This window comes from Streptococcus suis, assembly GCA_022354845.1.
GTDB classification, from domain to species: Bacteria; Bacillota; Bacilli; order Lactobacillales; family Streptococcaceae; genus Streptococcus; species Streptococcus suis_AA.
Window position 1 is genome coordinate 333925 of record CP031970.1, and the last position, 20138, is coordinate 354062.

Here is a 20138-nt window from a genome sequence, read left to right on the forward strand (position 1 = left end):
TCCAAAAGTACTGGACATAACCGCAAGAAAGAGTTGATATACTGATAGAAAAAATAAACGATTACATGGAGGTAGAAATGAGTGATTTTCAGATAAAAGATCAATTCTATTTAGATGAAAAACCATTTAAAATATTATCTGGTGCAATTCACTATTTTCGAGTACATCCAGATGACTGGTATCATTCTTTATTCAACCTAAAGGCTCTTGGGTTTAATACGGTTGAGACTTATGTTCCTTGGAATTTGCATGAGTCTAAAAAATGACATTTTTGTTTTGACGGAATTCTAGATGTTGAACGATTTCTAAGAATTGCTCAAGAACTAGGGCTTTATGCAATTGTACGTCCTTCCCCCCTATATTTGTGCAGAGTGGGAATGAGGTGGACTCCCCGCTTGGTTGATGAAGGAAGAGCTGAAAGTACGTTCGAGTGATCCTACGTATTTGAAGCACTTAGATGAATATTACGCTTCTCTTCTTCCTAAATTAGACAAGTTCCAGCTCGCATAAGGAGGAACCATTCTCATGTTTCAAGTTGAAAATGAGTATGGTTCCTATGGTAAAGAAAAAGACTACTTAAAATCGGTTGCGAATTTGATGCGTAAACATGGTCTGACTGCTCCGTTCTTCACATCAGATGGTCTATGGAGAGCTTGTTTGCGTGCAGGTTCACTCATTACTGATGATATATTGGTCACTGGAAATTTTGGTTCAAGAGCGAACGAAAATTTTCAGATGATGCAAGCTTTCTCTGATGAATATGAAAAGACTTGGCCACTGATGTGCATGGGATTTTGGGGATGGATGGTTCAATCGCTGGGGTGATGAAGTGATTCGTCGTGAGCCAGAAGAACTAGCTCAGTCAGTCATGGATTGCATTGAACTTGGTTCGATTAATCTCTACATGTTTCACGAAGGTACGAACTTTGGTTTCATGAATGGATGCTCTGCGCGAGGTCAAATTGATTTGTCTCAGGTGACATCTTATGATTATGGTGCAATTCTAGATGAAGCTGGAAATCCAACGCAGAAGTTTTATATTCTTCAAAAGCTGATGATGGAAAGATATCCAGAATTAGACTATGCAGAACCAATAGTGAAAAAAGCTAAGGCGTTTGAGCCAGCTGAGTTAGTGAATAGAGTTAGTTTGTTTGAAACCATTGATACCATCAGCGAGTGTTATCATTCATTCTATCCTAAGAATATGGAACAATTTGATCAATCCACTGGCTATATTCTCTATAAAACCTAATTGGAACAAGATAAGGAAGAAGTAGAACGTTTTCGTGTGATTGATGGTCGGGATCGGATTCATGTTTTTGCTGATGGGTGTAAGGTTACAACACAATATCAAACGGAGATTGGTGAAGGCATTACGCTAGATTTCAAAAGCAAGCAATTGGATTTAGCTATTCTTGTGGAGAATATAGGACGTGTCAACTACGGCCACAAACTAACAGCTCCAACTCAATCTAAAGGATTGGGAAGAGGAGCGATGGCAGACCTGCACTTTATTGGAAACTGGAAAATCTATCCACTACCACTTGAGTCAATTTCAGCTCTTGATTATAGTAAGACTTGGCAAGAAAATCAGCCTGCATTCTATCGCTATACTTGTAACTTGTCAGATTTGTCGGATGCTTACATATAAATTATAGTCTTTGGTAAAGGTGTTGTATTTGTAAACAATGTAAATATTGGACGTTTCTGGGAAAAAGGACCGATTCTCTATCTCTATATTCCAAACGGATACTTAAAGAAAGGAGAGAATGAAATAGTCGTCTTTGAGACGGAAGGAAAATATAGAGAAAGATTATCTTTTTCTCAAGAACCCATCTATAAAGATTTAAAATAAAGGAGAAATGAGTATGGCAATTATTGCTACACGTATCGATGGTCGTTTGATTCATGGTCAAGTTGCTAACTTATGGACGACTAAATTGAATATTAGTCGTATTATGGTAATTGATGACGCAGTTGCTCAAAGCGACTTTGAAAAACAAGGATTGAAGTTGGCTTGTCCTCCAGGGGTAAAACTTTCTATTTTACCGATTGATAAAGCTGCAAATAATATTAAAGAAGGAAAATATGATACTCAACGCTTGCTTATTGCAGCACGTCGTCCTGAAAATTTCCTTCGCCTAGTGGAGTATGGTGTAAGCCTTCCTGAACATAACGTTGGGAATATGTCTCAGACTCCTGAAACACGGTCTGTCACACGTTCAATCAATGTGGTAGATAAAGATATTGCAGATTTTGATGCATTGGCAGCTAAGGGTGTGAAGCTCTTCGCTCAAATGGTTCCTGGCGATTCACCTAAAGGCTTTATGCTATTATTGGATAAGGTTAGATAACATTCGGATTTTTTGAAAAATTTTAAAGGAGGATCACTATTATGCAATGGTGGCAAATATTACTTTTAACACTCTACTCTGCTTACCAGATTTGTTGGGGGGAACACCAGCTAATGTAGTTTCTCGGAAATTACTCGATGGTGGTCAATTTGATCTATATGCAGGTATGAACATGCCTATGGTCATTGGTTTCTTGAACGGCGTTCTATTAGGTGAAGCTGTAGACTATGTGGAGTTTGGTAGAAGCAATTTAGTTCATGTCAATTCCTTATTAACAAGTAGCGAAGATGATGAGGAGTGAAACAGTTCGGGGAACTGTTTCAGATGGTCACCTTGAAATAAGAAAGTGACCACAGAAAGCCCGAGCCCAGAAATAGGAGAGCGAGGGAAGTTCAAGTGACTGTTTCAGCCCGAGCCTAGAAACGGGAGAACGAGGAAAGTCAGAGACTGTTTCGGTTGGAGATTATCTTCGTCAAGTAAAAATAATACTGTAGTCAAATTTGCTTTAAGTATCCTGAGACTGGAGAAACCTGGTCTCTTTTTGTATGGAGTATCATTTATCATATTTCTTGATACATTGCTCTATCCTATCATGTTGTGAAACCCCTTCCTACCATTCTTAATCTATGGAGAGGAATAATGTGCCAGTGAATGAATCCATTCACAGAGAGATCAAAAACAAAAATGACCAAATTTTCTGAAAATTTATTGACATTCACTTTTAAAGTGGTAACATGTTATGTGAGGAATCATTTTAAATACAAGGAGAATCCAATGAGAAGTGATATGATAAAAATCGGGATTGATAAGGCTCCTGCGCGTGGCTTATTATACGCGACAGGACAAGTGAAGTCTGCAAAGGATTTTCAAAAACCCTTTATTGCGATTTGCAATTCCTACATCGATATTGTACCTGGACATGTACATTTGAGAGAGTTGGCGGATGTGGCAAAAGAAGCGATAAGGGAAGCTGGTGGGATTCCGTTTGAGTTTAACACCATTGGAGTTGATGACGGTATTGCCATGGGGCACATTGGAATGAGATATAGTTTGCCTTCAAGGGAATTGATAGCAGATGCGGCTGAAACAGTCATCAATGCGCATTGGTTTGATGGAGTTTTTTATATTCCAAACTGCGATAAGATTACCCCTGGAATGATTTTAGCAGCTATGCGAACCAATGTTCCGGCAGTATTTTGTTCTGGAGGACCTATGAAGGGTGGTGTCGATATGACAGGGCATCATGCCAGCCTTTCTAGTCTATTTGAGGCAGTTGGTAGCTACCAAGCTGGGGAAATGTCAGAACAGGAGTTTGAATTTCTAGAAAAAAATGCTTGTCCGACTTGCGGTTCTTGTTCGGGAATGTTTACAGCCAATTCAATGAATTGTTTGATGGAGGTATTGGGACTTGCATTGCCAGGGAATGGTACAATTCTTGCAGTGTCGGATGAACGACGAGAACTTGTTCGCCAAGCTGCCAAATACTTAATGGAAAATATTAAAAAGAATATTAAACCTAGAGACATTGTAACGAAAGAAGCAATAGATGATGCGTTTGCTTTGGATATGGCAATGGGAGGGTCAACGAATACAGTATTACACACGCTAGCCATTGCCAGAGAAGCTGGGATTCCCTATGATTTGAAAGATATTAATGAAATCGCTGAAAAAACACCTTACCTCTCTAAATTATCTCCGTCATCAGCTTACACTATGCATGATGTACATGAGGCGGGAGGGGTTTCAGCGATTATCAATCAATTGATTAAGAATGGTTCTATCAAAGGGGATCGCATAACTGTAACCGGTAGAACTTTGAAAGAGAATGTTTCAGGTTGTGAGATTAAGAATGAAGAGGTTATTCATCCATTAGATCATCCATACTCACCAGTTGGTGGCTTATCCATTCTTTATGGGAATATTGCCCAAGATGGTTCCGTTATTAAGGTAGGTGGGGTAGACCCTTCTGTAAAAACATTTAAAGGTGAGGCTCTTTGCTTTGATTCTCAAGATGAAGCGCTTGAGGCAATTGATAATGGTACAGTTCAGAAAGGTCATGTTGTTGTGATTCGTTACGAGGGGCCACAAGGCGGACCTGGGATGCCAGAAATGTTAGCTCCTACTTCAAAAATTGTCGGTCGAGGTTTGGGGAAAGATGTTGCACTTATAACGGATGGTCGTTTCTCTGGTGCAACTAGAGGGATTGCGATTGGTCACGTCTCTCCAGAGGCAGCTGCTGGTGGAAATATTGCTTTGATAGAGGATGGAGATGAGATAGCGATTGATTTGATCAATCGCACGATAGATGTTCTTGTGGATGATGAAGTACTTGCTGAACGTCGTCGTCACTTAAAATCATTCAAGCCTAAAATAGCAAGTGGTTGGCTGCGTCGTTATACACGTTTTGCTTCTTCGGCCAACTTTGGTGGTTCGATGATGACCGATGAGGAGTTTGCAGAACGCCAAGCAGAGCGCTAGAGTAATTAGTATAAAATGAAAAAGGAATTCTTGTAGATTCCTTTTCCTCACGTTTAAAGTGGTTAGCCCTCTTTGTGATTTTTACATACTTTTTTGTATGATATTTTGCTTAGAGGGCGGAATACTTTGCAAGCATAAATCAACTCAAAAGATTTCAAAAAGTAATTAAAAAGTATTGACAAGGCCCCCTCCTCATGTTATACTAATTCTTGTGTTGAGCGGGGATGGCGGAATTGGCAGACGCGCAGGACTAAGGATCCTGTGACCGCTTTAGGTCGTGTGGGTTCAAGTCCCACTCTCCGCATAGTAGACTAGCTGAGGCTAGTCTTTTTTTGTTTTGTAATAATATGAGTGGTTACACTACCCCCTTTTCTACCGTTTGTTGTCCAATTTGCAGGGAGTTTCATGAAAATACATGTGAAAGTTTTCTCAAAAATATGGTTTCAACTAGCATTTTCAAAATAAAAATGGTAGAATAGAGGAGTATGAGGTGCAACCTCAAAAAATATTAGGAGGCTTTCGAAATGCCATTAGTTTCAGCAGAAAAATTTATCCAAGCAGCGCGTGAAAACGGTTATGCAGTTGGTGGATTTAACACAAACAACCTTGAGTGGACTCAAGCTATCTTGCGTGCAGCAGAAGCGAAACAAGCTCCTGTTCTTATCCAAACTTCAATGGGTGCAGCTAAGTACATGGGTGGTTACAAAGTAGCTCGTAACTTGATTGCAGACTTGATTGAATCAATGAACATCACAGTTCCAGTTGCTATTCACCTTGACCATGGTCACTACGAAGATGCTCTTGAATGTATCGAAGTTGGTTATACTTCTATCATGTTTGATGGTTCACACCTTCCAGTAGAAGAAAACCTTGCAAAAGCTAAAGAAGTTGTAGAATTGGCACACGCTAAAGGTATCTCAGTTGAAGCTGAAGTAGGTACTATCGGTGGTGAAGAAGATGGTATCGTTGGTAGCGGTGAATTGGCTCCAATCGAAGATGCAGTAGCAATGGTTGAAACTGGTATTGACTTCTTGGCAGCAGGTATCGGTAACATCCACGGCCCATACCCAGCAAACTGGGAAGGTCTTGATCTTGACCACTTGCGTAAATTGACTGAAGCTGTACCTGGTTTCCCAATCGTATTGCACGGTGGTTCTGGTATTCCAGATGAGCAAATCCAAGCAGCAATCAAATTGGGTGTTGCTAAAGTTAACGTTAATACTGAGTGCCAAATCGCATTCGCAAACGCAACTCGTAAATTTGCAGCAGCTTATGAAGCAAACGAAGCAGAATACGATAAGAAAAAACTCTTTGACCCACGTAAATTCTTGGCAGACGGCGTGAAAGCTATCCAAGCTTCTGTTGAAGAACGTATTGACGTATTCGGTTCAGCAAACAAAGCTTAATCAGTTTATAAAACATGATTAAATCAAGGTTTATCCGAAAGGGTAAGCCTTTTTAGTATGATTTTGCCCCCAATTTGCCCCCATTAATACTTTGATGAGTTATTGCTGAGTTAATGAATCAATTAGAGGTGTGATTGTGTCTTTTGTCTTTTGAGTTACATGGAGATATATATTAGTAACTCTACTTCCTCTATTATGCCCTACTCGATCTTGAATAGCTTCAAGTGGAACGCCTTGTTCTGCAAGAAAACTTATATGAGTATGCCTGAAGATATGAGTTGAAATATGTTTATTAAAACTTATCTTTTCATCAATATTTATACCGACACGTCTTTGATTGCCTTTTTTATTCTTCTTCCCATTTTGAGAAGAGTTTAGAAAATTATTTAGAACACTATAATGTAAAGGGGATCCATTGAAATCTGGTTTGTTTTTACTTTTAGATGTAAAAATCCAACCGTTATCTTTGTAGTCAGGGTTGAATTGAATATGCTTAATGTTTTCTTCAATTTCTTCACGAAGTATCTCAATTGCTCTATCTGAAAGTTGAACCTTTCTATAGCTTTGTAAGTTTTTTACATTTCCTTCGTAATTAGATTCTGAAGCTCCAGAATGAGTAGCTCGACTTCTAATTACAGAAGCTATTTTTTTATCAAAATCAATAGTTTCAATTTTTAAGCCTAAAACTTCACTAATTCTCATACCAGTAAGTGCCTGGAACTCAAATATTCTTGCGTATTGTTCGTTATATTTTTTAACTATCTCTAAGACCTCCCTAAGTTCCGATGACTCTAAGTAATAATCTTCAATATTTTTCTCCTTAAGAATTTTAATCTCTTCCTCAAGTCCTTTTTTGCCAATTGTAATGTAGGGCATAGGATTCTGGTCTGGAGAGATAAAGTTATTAGCAATTGCGTATTTAAAAATAGATGATAAATCTGATTTTACACTTTGAGCTATTCTTTTGTGACTTCCGATAGGATATAAAGAATCGATAAAGTTTTTAATTAAATTTGTAGGGATATTTTTTATTAGGGTCTCTTGAGGAATATACTTTTGAATATGATTTCTATACCTACCCTCCTCACCTGCTAATGTTTTAGGTTGAACCAACTTCTGATTTAATCTTTCTTGATGCCATAAGGTCCAAACTTCATTTAAAGTTATATTTTCTTTATCTTTGAGTGATTTTTTTGTTATTTCTTCAAACGTTTCATTTGCTTTAATTTGGAGCTCCTTATAAACTAAAGATTTTATTTGAGGAGATATTTTTATTTTTCCATTTTCATCTGCTTTATTTGGAACAGTATACCATTCTGAGAGAATTTCACGCCTTTTTTCTGTTAGAGGGTTAATAAAGCGGGTCCTGAATTTAACATCTACATAACCTTTTTTAGATGATTTTTTTATACTCTTCTGAACAATAGAGTGGAGGCGGATATTATTCATCAACTTACCTCCTTATATCTTTTGTTTTGTCTAAATCGCAAAAACATCAAAAAACCATTGAAGTTTATCCACACTGTTCTATGTCCAGAGTTAATGACATATTCTGCAAAAGTTGGATGTAGTCTCATTTCAGTTAGTAGATTATTAAGGGTTTTTAATTTTAATCCTTCAAATCGTTTTATTAAAGCCATTTTATCTCCCCATTCTGCTTCACAGTTTTCCACAGGTACATATTTTATTTTTAGCATATTAGTTCCTTTCTAATTTTATTTCCCAATCACATAAGTGAATTGTTTAGCTATTTGTGCATCAAAGACTCGATACGAGATAACCCCCAGACCTTGAACATTTGATTCAGAGATTAATATTGAACCGTCAGGCTTGACTTGCTCCACAAAGGCGATGTGTCCATAATACGGATGAGAACCGCCTTCACCAGGTGAAAAGCAGATTGCTGAATGTTTGGTTGGTGTTCTAGTGGTCTGATAGCCTGGTTTGTATTTCCAATCCCCACCGTTTCCCATGTATGGATCAAAAGTAATTCCGAGTTCTCGTCCTCGATTCCAAACAAACCAAGTACACTGCCCCCAAGGGTATGAACTCGTGATATAGGATGAACTATCAATCGCTTTAGTAAGATTATAACCAGCAGGGATATTACCAGAAGTTACTCCACCTCCAGTTCTTGAACCAGACGTTTTAGGTGGTTCTGGAGTTCCACCATGTTCATCTATCCATTTATCTAATTTTTCCATCACCTCAGCACGTCCTTTTCCAGAACCAGAGGTGTCCGTAAAATATACCCCTCCGTCTCGAGCGACGTTCACAGTACCATTGGCATTTTTCTTTGCTTTTTCATCTTGGATTTTAAAGGTCTCATTACGATTATTAATAATGGATACTCTTGTTAATGCAACAACCGCTGTTTCATCATTATAGTTTGAAGCATTGTCAGGATTTGAGTCAAAGGCTCCATAACCAAACATATTAGCTCCAGGTTTAGTTGCTACACCAGCAGTCCCAAATGAACTTTCCATCTGAGCGATAGCAACTATAGCACGAACATCTAGTCCTGATTTATTAGACCACTCTAAAAGTTTTGTACCGTTGATACGGGTTTTGTCATAGGCAATTCCAGTTGAATCTAGAAATCCATCAAGTTGTTCGGCAGTAATACCATATCGATGGATTAAAATGTTGTGAGTATAGGCATCACCATTTGACCAATGGTCTACATACTGAACTCCGTCTAGAGTGGAAGCTGACCCACTGTTTGAAGTTGAACCAGCACCTATAAAAAGAAAAAGCACCGCTAATAGTGGTGCTAGTAATAGAGTAAGACAGCCAAAACGTTTAACAAACCACTTCATAATTAAACCTCCTGCTTTCTAAAGCTTCTAGGTTTTATCTGAGCGAGTTGTTCCTTGATGGCGGACTCTTTTTCAAGATAGGTTTTAAATTGGCTCTGAGGCCTATTCTGTCTGTTTAGACGCTGTGCTTGAAGCCTTTCTTTAGACTTCTGATTATAAGCAGATTGTCTCAATTGAGAGACTCTCTCTCGTTTAATTTGAATCGCTTGACCTAACTCATCTGAACGGTTTTTAGCTTCACTTGCTTTCACTTTATCACGATTATCGCCTGTTGAAATGGACTTGGCATAGTAGATACCATGCTCTGCATTTTTAAGGCCTTTTTTGACATTTAGGACTGCACTTGAAACTTGTTCAGATCGGTGAGCTTGATTCGCTTTTTCTTCTTTAAACGTAACTGCATAGCTTTCCCCTAAGGACTCAGCACGTCTAGCTTTAGAATGCGCTAGAGAGTCTGAAATGGCTTTAGATGAGGATTGATACGCAGTACCAGCAACTTGTCTTGATTTCGTTTTGATTGCTTGTTTAGCAAGTGTCGTAGAACCGGCTAGAACACTGCCTGCAACTGCTAATTTGGCCTGAGAGTTCTTCTGAACTCTGCCTAAAGTATTCTCTTGTATCTTTCGTCCAGCCTGATCAACACGCTGAGTGAAACGATTTGAGATATGGCGAATACGATCTGCTGTTAAAATAGAAAGGAAGTAATTCCGCTTTTTCCAAAGGATAACCAAGACAATAGCTTTTAAAACATAACCAACAATCATATTGTCAAAGCCAATAGCTGTTGTGATAGCTGTAAGGACACTATTGAAGTAAAGAGCAATGGTTGCAATAAATGTCATTAATCCACTTAGGACGATTGTTCCTCCAAGCTTTTTAATGATATTGAAGAGAATCTTTTCAAAGGTTGGAATCATTGAAAAGATTAAGGTAAATGGTGTAAAGACTAATAGTATCAGAATAGCGATATTCAGAATAAATTGCATAATCGCAAAGAAAACTAAGATAAGTCCCATTAGTAAAGCCTCTAAAACCGCTACAAAGGCGTATGAGAACATAGCACCCCAATTGGATTTTAACATGTTATTCTTAGGTTCTTTTTCACTGCCTGCAATCTCAGAAATTTTAGTTTCTTCAGATCCATCACTGACTTTATAATCATCATCGCCATCGTTATATGCGACTAAGCTTTTAAGTTGCTCTTCGGACAATTTAAACTTTCCGTCAGTTCCTGAAGTATCTGAATTCATGTAGGTATAGGGTACCCAAATAGCAGACTTTGAGTATTCAGTTAGTGCACCATCTGTATTAGGTGCATCTATGGCTGTCCCATTTAAACTTTTAGTAACTGTAGATGATAAGTTTGTCGTGATAGAAGCTGTATTCGTGTAAAAGCGAGAAACAACATAAGATCCATCACTATATTTTGAAAAGAAGAGTATACCACAAGTAAAGACCAATAAGAGTCGAATCAACGTTCTAAAGAAAGAACCGTGTTTAACAAAATAAACATAGGATAAATATAGTGCCATACTTGCACCAATAAACGGTAACATCGCTCCTTGTAAACTTGAAAAAATAGAAGCCGTTGCTGTGATGATATCTGATACATAAGTTGCAAAAAGTTCAGCAGAGTAAACCAATTTTTCATAGATAGACGAAAAGATGGTGAAGAAGAATTTAGCTAGCCAAAAGACTGATTGGACCAGTTTGTTAATAAGATATAGCATTGTTGTGTCTAAACCGAACCAAGAATCTTTGAACCAAACTTTACTAGTAATTTGTGACAGATTCTCTTTGACATACTGGTAATCAATTTCAGAAGCAAATACACTTATTCCTGTAACAAGCGAGGTTAAGATAGTCGATAGAAAAATAATAGGTTTTATTCTTTTTGGATTCATTGTACTCCTTTCTAGTTAAAATAAAAAGCACCTTGTATGAAGGTGCAAATAAGTTAGTTATCCATATAATTCAATTTTAGTAGGCTCTATGAAATCTTCATAAAATGATTTAATAGATGTTGAAACATACTCAACTGACGCTAGAGGTGTTTGTTCTAATAAAAGAGTGTGGGAAGACATCGACTCGATTACCTCAAAAGCAACATCAAACTCTTTTTGTTCACAAATTTTCAGGAAATCTGCTACAAATTTCTTTAATTCAGAAGGGATCTCACCCTTGAAAACATTCTTAGAAATACGAATTTCTAGGTTGTAGAGTTCATCTTGAAGATTATCTAGCAATTCTTGTGTGTCCATAAAGGTAAACTCCTTTTATATTCAGTATTAGATGATTGTAGTCAATCATAAATTTAAATAGCCTTCAACTTTGTTTCGACAGTATCAAAGAGTTGGGTGATTTCAGGGAACATGCCATCAACCGTAATTCGTTCTTTTCGACCAAAGGTATCTAGAAAAATACATTGAGCCATGGTCATATTGCCTAGCCATTCAGATGTTGTAGTGTTTTTCGGTATCTTTAGATACTCTAACACTGCATCAATTTCAGTGTCCTCTAAGAAAGCAAAGACAGAACCAAAACCAGTACCATCTTCTTCACTAGATAAGTCATGGACGGATTGGGTGATAAATACTAGGAAGTTGTTTTCAGATCGGCCAACACGTTTCATCCGTTTTAGAATTTGTTTTCCAACTGTAGTTGAATTGAAAAACCATGCTTCATCGAAAAACTCAATCGTTTCAACTGTTCGATCTTGCTTTCCAAATTTGGTACAGTAATACCCTAAAGCGTACATAATTGTTAGGCTTTTCTTATCATCAGGCGTTAGGTCAATATTGGATTTATCATTAGGTAGGTTAAGGCCATTGATTTCTAAGATTGTAATTTTTGAATTAACTGAAATAGCCTCATTTTGACCATTTGAGAATCCAAGCGCTAGAATAGATTGATTGACTGCTGTTAAGAGGAAATCCCCAGCCTCTTGAATAGATTTGTCATCATGTTTCATTAGGTCCTTAAAGACATGAATCATGCCAACCTTTTCGCCACGTTCCCGTTTGGCAAGGTATTTATCCAAACTCTTTAAATAAGCATTTCGGATTCGTAAGCTATTGTCTTTGCCTAGAAGGGTATCGATCATAGAGTCTGCTAGGTCACGAGCCTCTTGACCTTTTAGAAAGACAATTGGATCTAAGACACCGTGGTTCTTTTCATAGCGAGCATCCAAAGTAATAAAGTTAATTGATTTGATGTAATTCTGAAGTTCTTCAAAATCGCCTGATTCCTCATGTTCTTTTAGAACTTTTTCATATTGTTTCCGCATTTCTGCTTTGGGATCAATGTAGAGGATTTTCGTTTTTAGAAATGAATGATAGGTGAATAGTAATTTGGTCAAGAAGGACTTTCCTGTACCTGTTTCACCGATGATGGCTACATGTGGGTTATTTGTAGACTTATCTTTGACTCCTAATTTATTGGCTTGAAGAAGGTTTGTAAAGACAGGTATTGAAGATGCTTCAATAGCTTTTTTGTAATCTCCTTGCCAGGAATCGATTTGGTTGTCGATACGCCCAATAGAAAACCCAATATCTGTACCTACCTTCTTTGTCATAAAGAAAAGATTTTCGCAAAAAGCTTCCAAGGACATCGCCTGGAGGAAGTTTCTATCTTCACTGGATAAAGTTTCAGTCATTCGATTCTTATAAAACAGATAGACTTGATCTGCATTTGCCCGAACAACTTCAACAGAAAGTTGGTTTAAAGTCGCATAGAGAAGGTCGTATTTGGCTCTCAACTCATCTAAAGTAGAAGCAGTGATTGTTAGAGTGTGTAAATAAGTTACTAATGGTTCGTTCTTATCAAATTTTCCTTGTAGGTCTTCTAAGAGGAATTTACTCTTAATGACAGATCCTTTTTGAACGTCCTCAACTTCCTCTGCTTCTGAGATAGTGTTTTTTAGTCGTTGTCTTGCACGCTTTGCCTTTCCTAACAGTGAGAAGACGCCTTTAGGTAAAGAGAATTGAATTTTAAAATCCGACTCAACCGGAAAGCGAAGTGCTTGTAACTCTTCTTGAAGGTGTAAGTAAGACATATTCTCAGGCAGACTGTTGATTGGCAAAAAAGCGACATAAGAACTTTCTCCTAGGTTGTTTAACTTGAGGATATTGATATGTTCAAACTCAATGTTGGTCTCATCAAGATTTTCTATAGAGTTAGTGGTTCTGTTGCAAAGTTTTAAATAAAGAATAAAATCCCTTACGGTATCTATGATTTAAGCTGGGATTCCCAATAATACCTTGATTTCAGTACATACCGAAAACCCGAAGAGAGTGCCTTCTTTTCGGGTTTTCTTATATAATCCTCGAATGGCTTCCATGCCTTTAATCGTGGTAGAGGCAGTGCGTAAACTTCGATAGAATTTATTGCGTCTCTTTACTGGACGATGGTCTTGTTCAATCAAATTATTCAGGTATTTAATGGTACGATGTTCTGTCCCTTGATAAAAGCCGTATTCTTTTAGTTTCTTAAAGGCACTTGTAATAGAGGGGGCTTTATCTGTGACTACAACCTTCGGTTCATCAAACTGCTTCACTAACCGCTTAAGAAAAGCATAGGCTGCTTGTGTGTCCCGTTTTTTACGTAACCAAATATCCAAGGTTAAACCATCTGCATCGATGGCTCGATACAAATAATGCCATTTTCCTTTAATTTTGATGTACGTTTCATCCATTTTCCATGAATAAAAGGATTTTTTATTTTTCTTTTTCCAAATTTGATAGAATAGTTTGCCATATTCTTGCACCCAACGATAAATCGTCGTATGAGAAACGTTAATGCCACGATCATATAAGATTTCTTGAACTTCACGATAGCTAAGGTTATAACGAAGATAGTAGCCCACGGCTACAATAATCACATCCTGCTGAAATTGCTTTCCTTTAAAATGACTCATCGTCATTCCTCCTGCTATCTTTTTCTATTATTCTACCTTATCTGATAGTAGATTTAAAACTTTGCAACAGAACCCATAATAGAGCGTGGCGTAAGGTCTACCAGTTGGGCAAGATATTCCTGTGTCCACCCTTTTGCTTCCCGAGCTTTTTTTATCGCTATACCTAACGGCTTAAAATCAAGTTTTCTTTCATCTTGGTACATTTTAATATAACCCTATATCATTGTACATTTCGGGTGATGATATTTGAACGAAGTATGATTTTATGTTTAGTAGTGTATAATTTCGTATTAGTGGAGAGAAACTTGCTATTATTCGTCATTCCGTATATAATAATTATATACTCTTTGCGAAAGGAAGTTGATATTATGGATTACATTTCTGTGAAAGCCGCTTCTGAAAAATGGGGCATATCGGAAAGACGGATACAAAAATTATGTGAGGAAAATCGCATTGACGGAACTGAAAAATTTGGTCGTGCATGGATGATACCAAAAGATGCAGAAAAACCCGTTGATGGACGTATGAAAACAAGGAACAAACAGGAGGAGAATCATGGAATTTAATGAAAAGCTACAACAGCTTAGGACTGGAAAGAACTTAACGCAGGAACAACTTGCGGAGCAATTATATGTATCAAGAACAGCCATTTCAAAATGGGAAAGCGGCAAGGGTTACCCTAACATTGAGTCGCTCAAGTGTATTTCTAAATTCTTTTCTGTGACCATAGATGAACTACTATCGGGCGAAGAACTGATTACACTTGCCGAAACTGAAAATCGTTCCAACTTGAAAAAGATTTACAACTATATTTATGGAATATTGGATATGATGGCAGTTGCGTTTATATTTCTTCCGTTATATGGAAACTCTGTTGGCGGTTATGTTTATGCGGTCAATCTACTATCATTTACAGCCACCACACCATTCAATCTTGCAGTCTACTGGAGTGCTTTTGCCGCCTTGATTGTAATAGGGATTGCTAAAATAATACTTACCCATTTAGATAAAGAAACATGGGGCGGCATTGCTACAAAATGCTCCCTTGGACTCACTGCTTTGGCTATCTGTTTCTTAGCAGCAGCAAGAGAACCATATATAACAGCACTTATGTTTCTGCTGTTTGTCGCAAAAATAGTTGTTTGGATTAAGCAGAACGGAACAAAGTAAAAACGATATAAATCCCTTGAAATAGGCTCTGACACGATAAGTGTCGGGGCTTTTTTTCATGTTGACATGATAGATGTAGGCGATGTGACGGTAGGTTTCTTGGCTTTTGATATAGCTCCTGTGATAATAAAATTGTGGTCAGTGAAAACAAGAACAGCAACCAACGGAAAGGAAAATCAAATATGGATTATATCATTGAAACAGAAAATCTTACGAAGCGATACGGAACAGCCACCGTTGTCGATAAGGTCAATCTTCATGTGCCAACGGGCAAAATTTATGGTTTGCTCGGCAGAAACGGAGCAGGCAAAACCACAGCAATGAAAATGATGTTGCAGCTTGCTCTCCCAACGGATGGAACGGTACGCTTGTTTGGCACAAACTATAAGGAAAATATCCATACCCTTTATAGCAAAGTAGGCTCTATTATCGAAACACCGGGATTTTACAGTAATTTAACAGGGTATGAGAATTTGCAAATTCTCGCTAAACTGCGAGGGGGAGTATCTAAAAGTGGAGTAGAAAAAGCTCTTGAAGTTGTGGGGCTGCATAAAGAGAAAAGAAAAGTCTTTTCCGATTATTCCCTCGGAATGAAGCAACGGCTTGGTATTGCCGCCGCCATTATGCACGAGCCGGAGCTTTTAATACTTGACGAACCGATTAACGGACTTGACCCCATTGGAATAGTTGAAATACGCTCATTTTTATCTGAACTTAGTCACAATCATGGCATTACCATTTTTATTTCAAGCCATGTTTTAAGCGAGATTGAACAGATAGCAGATATTATCGGCGTTATGCACGAGGGGCATTTAGTAGAGGAAGTGAATATATCCGAGCTTCACAAAAGGAATCGAAAATACATTCAATTTGATTTATCTGACAGTGAGATAGCTGGAAAGATTTTAGAAAGCCACTACCACATGACGGATTTTACAGTGCAGGACGGTACGGTGAGAATTTATGACTTTAGCCAAAGTGTTGGAGAAATCAATCGAGAATTTGCACGAAATGGACTGCTCGTGACAAGGATAGATGATAGTGAGGAAAACTTAGAGGACTACTTTTCTAAACTGATTGGAGGTGGCGGTATTGCTTAATCTTATTTCTTGTGAATTATTAAAACTAAAGCGTTCAAAAATGGTGCTAATTAGTGTGGCAGGGGTATTATCTACCCCACTTTTGATGTTAATAGAAGCCTTGCAAACACATTTTGATAAGCCGGAGATTATCTTTACCTTGTCTGACATATACAGCGACAGTGTACTGTATATCATGCTGCTGGTAAACATTATGATATATGTGGCAATTGCAGCTTACTTGTTTAGCAGAGAGTACACAGAAAGCACACTCAAAACCATATTGCCCATACCCATTTCAAGGACAAAACTATTAATTGGAAAATTTTGCACCCTGCTTCTTTGGATTGTTATGCTCACCCTTGTAACATGGGCAGGTATATTTATCGCTTGTGGGCTATATCACGCTGTCTTTACATTGGAGGGATATAGCTTACTAGTGGCAATAGTATGGCTCCCCAAGTTTTTGTTTGGCAGTATCCTGATGTTTTTAACAGTTTCTCCTTTTGTGTTTGTTGCTATGAAAACAAAAGGATTTGTCGCCCCGATGATTGGCTCTGCCGTGATTGTCATGGGAAGTGCCGCACTTTCAAATCAAGAATGGGGAGCGTTGTATCCGTGGACAGCCACCTATTTCTTGGTGCAGGGTAAACTTCAGAGTACCGGCTATCCTACACTGCTGTCTGTATCTATTATTATTCTTGTATCAGCAGTTGGTTTTCTTATGACCTTTCATCATTTTAAAAAGGAGGATTTGAAATAATGGTACTTGATTTTATAGAAATTTTAAAAGTTATTTTTCTTGGAATTGTTGAGGGTATTACTGAGTGGCTACCTATCAGCAGCACAGGACATATGATTCTTGCGGACAAATTTATCACACTTAATATGAGCGAAGCATTTAAAGAAATGTTTTTTGTTGTTATTCAACTTGGAGCTATACTCGCAGTGGTTGTAATGTTTTGGAACAAGATGTTTCCATTTCAGCTAAAGGATAAATCGCAGCCACTTGTTAAAAAGGATACTTTCTCGTTGTGGTTCAAGGTTGCAGTGGCTTGTATACCGTCAGGTATTATGGGGATTTTATTTGATGATTATTTGGATGCTTACCTCCAAACCCCCATTGTGATTTCAATCATGTTAATCTTTTATGGTTTGTTATTCATTCTCATAGAAAATTGGAATAAAAAGCGTACTCCTACTACTATGGCACTTTCTGACATCAGCTATAAAACAGCAATCTTGATAGGGGCATTTCAAGTGTTATCACTTATACCCGGCACATCACGGTCGGGAGCAACGATTATAGGTGCTTTACTCATAGGAGTTTCACGAGTGGCAGCAGCAGAGTTTACTTTTTTCCTCGCAGTACCTACTATGCTTGGAGCAAGTGCTTTTAAGCTGTTAAAATTCGGGTTTGATTTTACAAGTGCAGAACTGCTCGCTCTTGTTCTCGGTATGGCTGTGGCATTTGCGGTATCTGTCTTAGTAATTAAATTCCTAATGAACTTTATCAAAAAACATGATTTTAAGGTGTTTGGTTGGTATCGAATTGTGCTTGGTATACTTGTTGTACTTATAACAGTAATGTGATAGAAAAACAATTCCATAAGCAATAATCTGCCGCACGACGGCAAAAGAAAAAAGCCGTCGTACAGCAGACATATTTTCACGCCTATGAAACGGTGGCTTTGATTTTCAGAGCCGCCGTTTCTTTGCGTTTACACAAACCAATGGGTTCTGTTGCAAAGTCTCAAAAAGGTCATTAGTTTTTCAAGATGATTCTTATTTAAGCAGGGATTCCTAATAGTCCTTTGATTTCTGTACAGACGGAAAAGCCAAAAAGAGACCCTTCTTTTCGGCTTTTTTTATAAATTCCTCGAATCGCTTCCATGCCTTTAATCGTGGTTGAGGCTGTTCGCAAACTTTGGTAAAATTTGTTTCTTCGCTTAATTGGACGATGGTCTTGTTCAATCAGATTATTCAGATACTTGATTGTTCGATGTTCTGTTGTTATATACAGTCCATTTTTCTGAAGCTTTCTGAAGGCACTCTTAATAGAGGGTGCTTTATCCGTTACTAGAACCTTTGGTTCTCCAAACTGGTTCTTCAGTCGTTTTAGAAAAGCATACGCAGCCTGTGTGTCGCGCTTTTTCCGTAACCAGATATCTAAGGTTAAGCCATCTACATCGATAGCGCGATATAAATAATGCCACTTTCCTTTAATTTTGATATAAGTCTCGTCCATTTTCCATGAATAAAAGGACTGTTTGTTTTTCTTTTTCCAAATTTGATAGAGTAGTTTGCCATATTCTTGCACCCAACGATAAATCGTCGTATGAGAAACGTTAATGCCACGATCATATAAGATTTCTTGAACTTCACGATAGCTAAGGTTATAACGAAGATAGTAGCCCACGGCTACAATAATCACATCCTGCTGAAATTGCTTTCCTTTAAAATGATTCATCGTCATTCCTCCTGCTATCTTTTTCTATTATTCTACCTTATTTGATAGTAGATTTAAAACTTTGCAACAGAACCAAAACTATTAATATTAGTTCTGTTAGTATTAGTTCTGTTAGTATTATAGATGTCCTGTTTTTGAATGTCCTGTTTTTGAATGTCCTGATTTTTACTGAACGGTAGGATTGGCTTAATATCAACCTTTACTCGTTTTTTAGCTATTTCTTTAGCAATTTCTTCATCTGGATTTTCAGTTAAATAATAATCATTTACTCCTAATCTTCCGTTTATTTGTCTTTGTTCAACTTCAATATAATTAGCTTTCACTAATTGATTGTAGTATTTATAATATGTCTTTTCTGATATTTGAAGATGATATAAAATATTTTTTAGTTTAGGGAAAGCACTATTCCCACTACCTGCAAAACCACAAAAATAAACATAAATTCCTTTTGCTTGAATATCTAATCTTCTATCTAACATTACAGCTTTAGGTACTGTTCCATAACCTAAAGATTTCATTCCACTATTTCTTATTCTTGAATGTCCTTTATCATCATCATTTTCCTTTAATGCTTGTTCTTGAAACTTTTTAGGATTTGATATTAAAGTATAAATATTATTTCCTAAAACCCACTTCTTTTTTTCTTCATGATAATATCTTTCTCTTTCTGTTGTTATATATCCTTCTTTTAGTAAAAGGTTATAGTGATTATAATATCTATCTTTACTTATGTTTAAATCACTAAGTATTTTACTTCTGGAAGGAAAGGCTGTATTGCCACCACCTGCAAAACTTGAAAAATATCCATAGATTGCTAATGCTTCTATGGTTAAATCTGTATCTGTTGCTACAAATTTAGCGATATGACCGAAGCCTTTAGATAATATTCCTTCAATTCGTAATTGATCTTTAAACTCTTTATCTATCATTTTAAAAACTCCTTTCTTTATTTTTGGTTATTTTTTAAAATGTTTCTTAAAATATTTAATCTCTGTTTACCTAACTTTCTTTGAACAGTTATGTTTAATTCATCTTCATCAAATAACTTGTCCTTATTGTTATCAGCATAGAAAAGAATAATTTCTTCAATTTCTCGATTATCTAATTTACCTTCTCTGTAATCATCAATAATTACTCGTAGTTCTGATGTTAAAGTTAATACTGTTGCAGGATAAGCTACATATTCATATTTATCAAAAATACTAGACAAAATAATCACTCCTTTTTTTGTATATTTACATGGTATCATTTGCCACACACAAAATCAACATTTACTTAACATTTTTATAACATATCTCAAAAATATATGATTACATATTATTATCTGGGTATATTTATATAAAAGCTTTCTATCTTGTCGCTATAACAAGATAGAAAGCTTTTTAAGGGGTATTAGCACTACTGATACACTAAATACTATACAAGCTATAAAAAGCTCTTAAAACCG

General features: G+C 37.0%; 18 protein-coding genes, 1 tRNA gene and 3 pseudogenes. 11 read left to right on the forward strand and 11 right to left on the reverse strand.

From position 1 onward, the window contains the following. Positions 1–77: 77 nt before the first annotated feature. From D2A30_01805 to D2A30_01830, 6 genes and pseudogenes are all read left to right on the forward strand, one after another. Positions 78–1855 (forward strand): annotated as a pseudogene (locus D2A30_01805) (beta-galactosidase). 13 nt (positions 1856–1868) lie between these two features. Then, a complete protein-coding gene (locus D2A30_01810; protein ULL20424.1) occupies positions 1869–2354 on the forward strand; it encodes a PTS mannose/fructose/sorbose transporter subunit IIB in 486 nt (161 codons plus the stop codon). An 88-nt stretch (positions 2355–2442) separates the two neighbouring features. Beyond that, a pseudogene (locus D2A30_01815) lies at positions 2443–2655 on the forward strand (PTS fructose transporter subunit IIA). A gap of 473 nt (positions 2656–3128) precedes the next feature. Beyond that, on the forward strand, positions 3129–4832 hold the full coding sequence (gene ilvD, locus D2A30_01820; protein ULL20425.1) for a dihydroxy-acid dehydratase: 1704 nt from the start codon (positions 3129–3131) through the stop codon (positions 4830–4832). Between the two features lie 218 nt (positions 4833–5050). Then, a tRNA-Leu gene (locus D2A30_01825) sits at positions 5051–5136 on the forward strand. Between the two features lie 220 nt (positions 5137–5356). After that, positions 5357–6238, forward strand: a complete 882-nt coding sequence (locus tag D2A30_01830; GenBank protein ID ULL20426.1) for a fructose-bisphosphate aldolase — start codon at positions 5357–5359, stop codon at positions 6236–6238. A 99-nt stretch (positions 6239–6337) separates the two neighbouring features. Here the strand turns inward: D2A30_01830 and D2A30_01835 are convergent, their stop codons facing one another. The 8 genes and pseudogenes from D2A30_01835 to D2A30_01870 all read right to left on the reverse strand — a co-directional run bounded on the left by D2A30_01835 (position 6338) and on the right by D2A30_01870 (position 14175). Continuing rightward, complete coding sequence (locus D2A30_01835; protein ID ULL20427.1) at positions 6338–7687, reverse strand: site-specific integrase; 1350 nt, start codon at positions 7685–7687, stop codon at positions 6338–6340. Next, positions 7687–7935 (reverse strand): DNA-binding protein, encoded by a 249-nt coding sequence (locus D2A30_01840; protein ID ULL20428.1) that lies wholly within the window; start codon positions 7933–7935, stop codon positions 7687–7689. Before D2A30_01840 ends, D2A30_01835 begins: the two co-directional genes overlap by 1 nt. 18 nt (positions 7936–7953) lie before the next feature. Then, positions 7954–9057 (reverse strand): CHAP domain-containing protein, encoded by a 1104-nt coding sequence (locus tag D2A30_01845; GenBank protein ID ULL20429.1) that lies wholly within the window; start codon positions 9055–9057, stop codon positions 7954–7956. Positions 9058–9059: 2 nt separating this feature from the next. Next, positions 9060–10961, reverse strand: a complete 1902-nt coding sequence (locus tag D2A30_01850) for a hypothetical protein (protein ID ULL20430.1) — start codon at positions 10959–10961, stop codon at positions 9060–9062. Positions 10962–11018: 57 nt separating this feature from the next. Further along, a complete protein-coding gene (locus D2A30_01855; GenBank protein ID ULL20431.1) occupies positions 11019–11318 on the reverse strand; it encodes a hypothetical protein in 300 nt (99 codons plus the stop codon). A 53-nt stretch (positions 11319–11371) separates the two neighbouring features. Next, a pseudogene (locus D2A30_01860) lies at positions 11372–13234 on the reverse strand (DUF87 domain-containing protein). Between the two features lie 57 nt (positions 13235–13291). Continuing rightward, positions 13292–13978, reverse strand: a complete 687-nt coding sequence (locus D2A30_01865; protein ID ULL20432.1) for an IS6-like element IS1216 family transposase — start codon at positions 13976–13978, stop codon at positions 13292–13294. A 47-nt stretch (positions 13979–14025) separates the two neighbouring features. Continuing rightward, on the reverse strand, positions 14026–14175 hold the full coding sequence (locus D2A30_01870) for an XRE family transcriptional regulator (protein ID ULL20433.1): 150 nt from the start codon (positions 14173–14175) through the stop codon (positions 14026–14028). Positions 14176–14340: 165 nt separating this feature from the next. Between D2A30_01870 and D2A30_01875 the strand changes: the two genes are divergently transcribed. The 5 genes from D2A30_01875 (at position 14341) to D2A30_01895 (ending at position 17814) form a co-directional block, all read left to right on the forward strand. Continuing rightward, positions 14341–14538 carry a helix-turn-helix domain-containing protein gene (locus tag D2A30_01875; protein ULL20434.1) on the forward strand — a complete coding sequence of 66 codons (198 nt, stop codon included), beginning with the start codon at positions 14341–14343 and terminating at the stop codon, positions 14536–14538. Next, positions 14528–15142: an XRE family transcriptional regulator gene (locus D2A30_01880; protein ULL20435.1), complete on the forward strand. Its 615-nt coding sequence runs from the start codon at positions 14528–14530 to the stop codon at positions 15140–15142. Before D2A30_01875 ends, D2A30_01880 begins: the two co-directional genes overlap by 11 nt. Before the next feature lie 182 nt (positions 15143–15324). Further along, positions 15325–16242, forward strand: a complete 918-nt coding sequence (locus D2A30_01885; protein ID ULL20436.1) for an ATP-binding cassette domain-containing protein — start codon at positions 15325–15327, stop codon at positions 16240–16242. Continuing rightward, a complete protein-coding gene (locus D2A30_01890; GenBank protein ID ULL20437.1) occupies positions 16235–16984 on the forward strand; it encodes an ABC transporter permease in 750 nt (249 codons plus the stop codon). The genes D2A30_01885 and D2A30_01890 overlap by 8 nt, the downstream gene beginning before the upstream one ends. Further along, on the forward strand, positions 16984–17814 hold the full coding sequence (locus tag D2A30_01895) for an undecaprenyl-diphosphate phosphatase (protein ULL20438.1): 831 nt from the start codon (positions 16984–16986) through the stop codon (positions 17812–17814). The genes D2A30_01890 and D2A30_01895 overlap by 1 nt, the downstream gene beginning before the upstream one ends. Before the next feature lie 196 nt (positions 17815–18010). Here the strand turns inward: D2A30_01895 and D2A30_01900 are convergent, their stop codons facing one another. Genes D2A30_01900 through D2A30_01910 form a run of 3 tightly spaced genes read right to left on the reverse strand, consistent with a single transcriptional unit; the run spans position 18011 to position 19940 of the window. Then, positions 18011–18691, reverse strand: coding sequence for an IS6 family transposase (locus tag D2A30_01900; GenBank protein ULL20439.1), 681 nt, complete (start codon positions 18689–18691; stop codon positions 18011–18013). A gap of 53 nt (positions 18692–18744) precedes the next feature. Continuing rightward, complete coding sequence (locus D2A30_01905; GenBank protein ID ULL20440.1) at positions 18745–19620, reverse strand: hypothetical protein; 876 nt, start codon at positions 19618–19620, stop codon at positions 18745–18747. A 17-nt stretch (positions 19621–19637) separates the two neighbouring features. Next, a complete protein-coding gene (locus D2A30_01910; GenBank protein ID ULL20441.1) occupies positions 19638–19940 on the reverse strand; it encodes a hypothetical protein in 303 nt (100 codons plus the stop codon). Between the last annotated feature and the right edge of the window lie 198 nt (positions 19941–20138).

Bases quoted from the DNA above. Each gene is read 5' to 3' on its own strand.
- D2A30_01905 (ULL20440.1), bottom strand. From the start codon at position 19,620: ATGATAGATAAAGAGTTTAAAGATCAATTACGAATTGAAGGAATATTA.
- D2A30_01880 (ULL20435.1), top strand. From the start codon at position 14,528: ATGGAATTTAATGAAAAGCTACAACAGCTTAGGACTGGAAAGAACTTA.
- D2A30_01900 (ULL20439.1), bottom strand. From the start codon at position 18,691: ATGAATCATTTTAAAGGAAAGCAATTTCAGCAGGATGTGATTATTGTA.
- D2A30_01850 (ULL20430.1), bottom strand. From the start codon at position 10,961: ATGAATCCAAAAAGAATAAAACCTATTATTTTTCTATCGACTATCTTA.
- D2A30_01875 (ULL20434.1), top strand. From the start codon at position 14,341: ATGGATTACATTTCTGTGAAAGCCGCTTCTGAAAAATGGGGCATATCG.
- D2A30_01845 (ULL20429.1), bottom strand. From the start codon at position 9,057: ATGAAGTGGTTTGTTAAACGTTTTGGCTGTCTTACTCTATTACTAGCA.
- D2A30_01865 (ULL20432.1), bottom strand. From the start codon at position 13,978: ATGACGATGAGTCATTTTAAAGGAAAGCAATTTCAGCAGGATGTGATT.
- D2A30_01855 (ULL20431.1), bottom strand. From the start codon at position 11,318: ATGGACACACAAGAATTGCTAGATAATCTTCAAGATGAACTCTACAAC.
- D2A30_01830 (ULL20426.1), top strand. From the start codon at position 5,357: ATGCCATTAGTTTCAGCAGAAAAATTTATCCAAGCAGCGCGTGAAAAC.
- D2A30_01810 (ULL20424.1), top strand. From the start codon at position 1,869: ATGGCAATTATTGCTACACGTATCGATGGTCGTTTGATTCATGGTCAA.
- D2A30_01840 (ULL20428.1), bottom strand. From the start codon at position 7,935: ATGCTAAAAATAAAATATGTACCTGTGGAAAACTGTGAAGCAGAATGG.
- ilvD (ULL20425.1), top strand. From the start codon at position 3,129: ATGAGAAGTGATATGATAAAAATCGGGATTGATAAGGCTCCTGCGCGT.
- D2A30_01885 (ULL20436.1), top strand. From the start codon at position 15,325: ATGGATTATATCATTGAAACAGAAAATCTTACGAAGCGATACGGAACA.
- D2A30_01835 (ULL20427.1), bottom strand. From the start codon at position 7,687: ATGAATAATATCCGCCTCCACTCTATTGTTCAGAAGAGTATAAAAAAA.
- D2A30_01895 (ULL20438.1), top strand. From the start codon at position 16,984: ATGGTACTTGATTTTATAGAAATTTTAAAAGTTATTTTTCTTGGAATT.
- D2A30_01870 (ULL20433.1), bottom strand. From the start codon at position 14,175: ATGTACCAAGATGAAAGAAAACTTGATTTTAAGCCGTTAGGTATAGCG.
- D2A30_01910 (ULL20441.1), bottom strand. From the start codon at position 19,940: ATGATACCATGTAAATATACAAAAAAAGGAGTGATTATTTTGTCTAGT.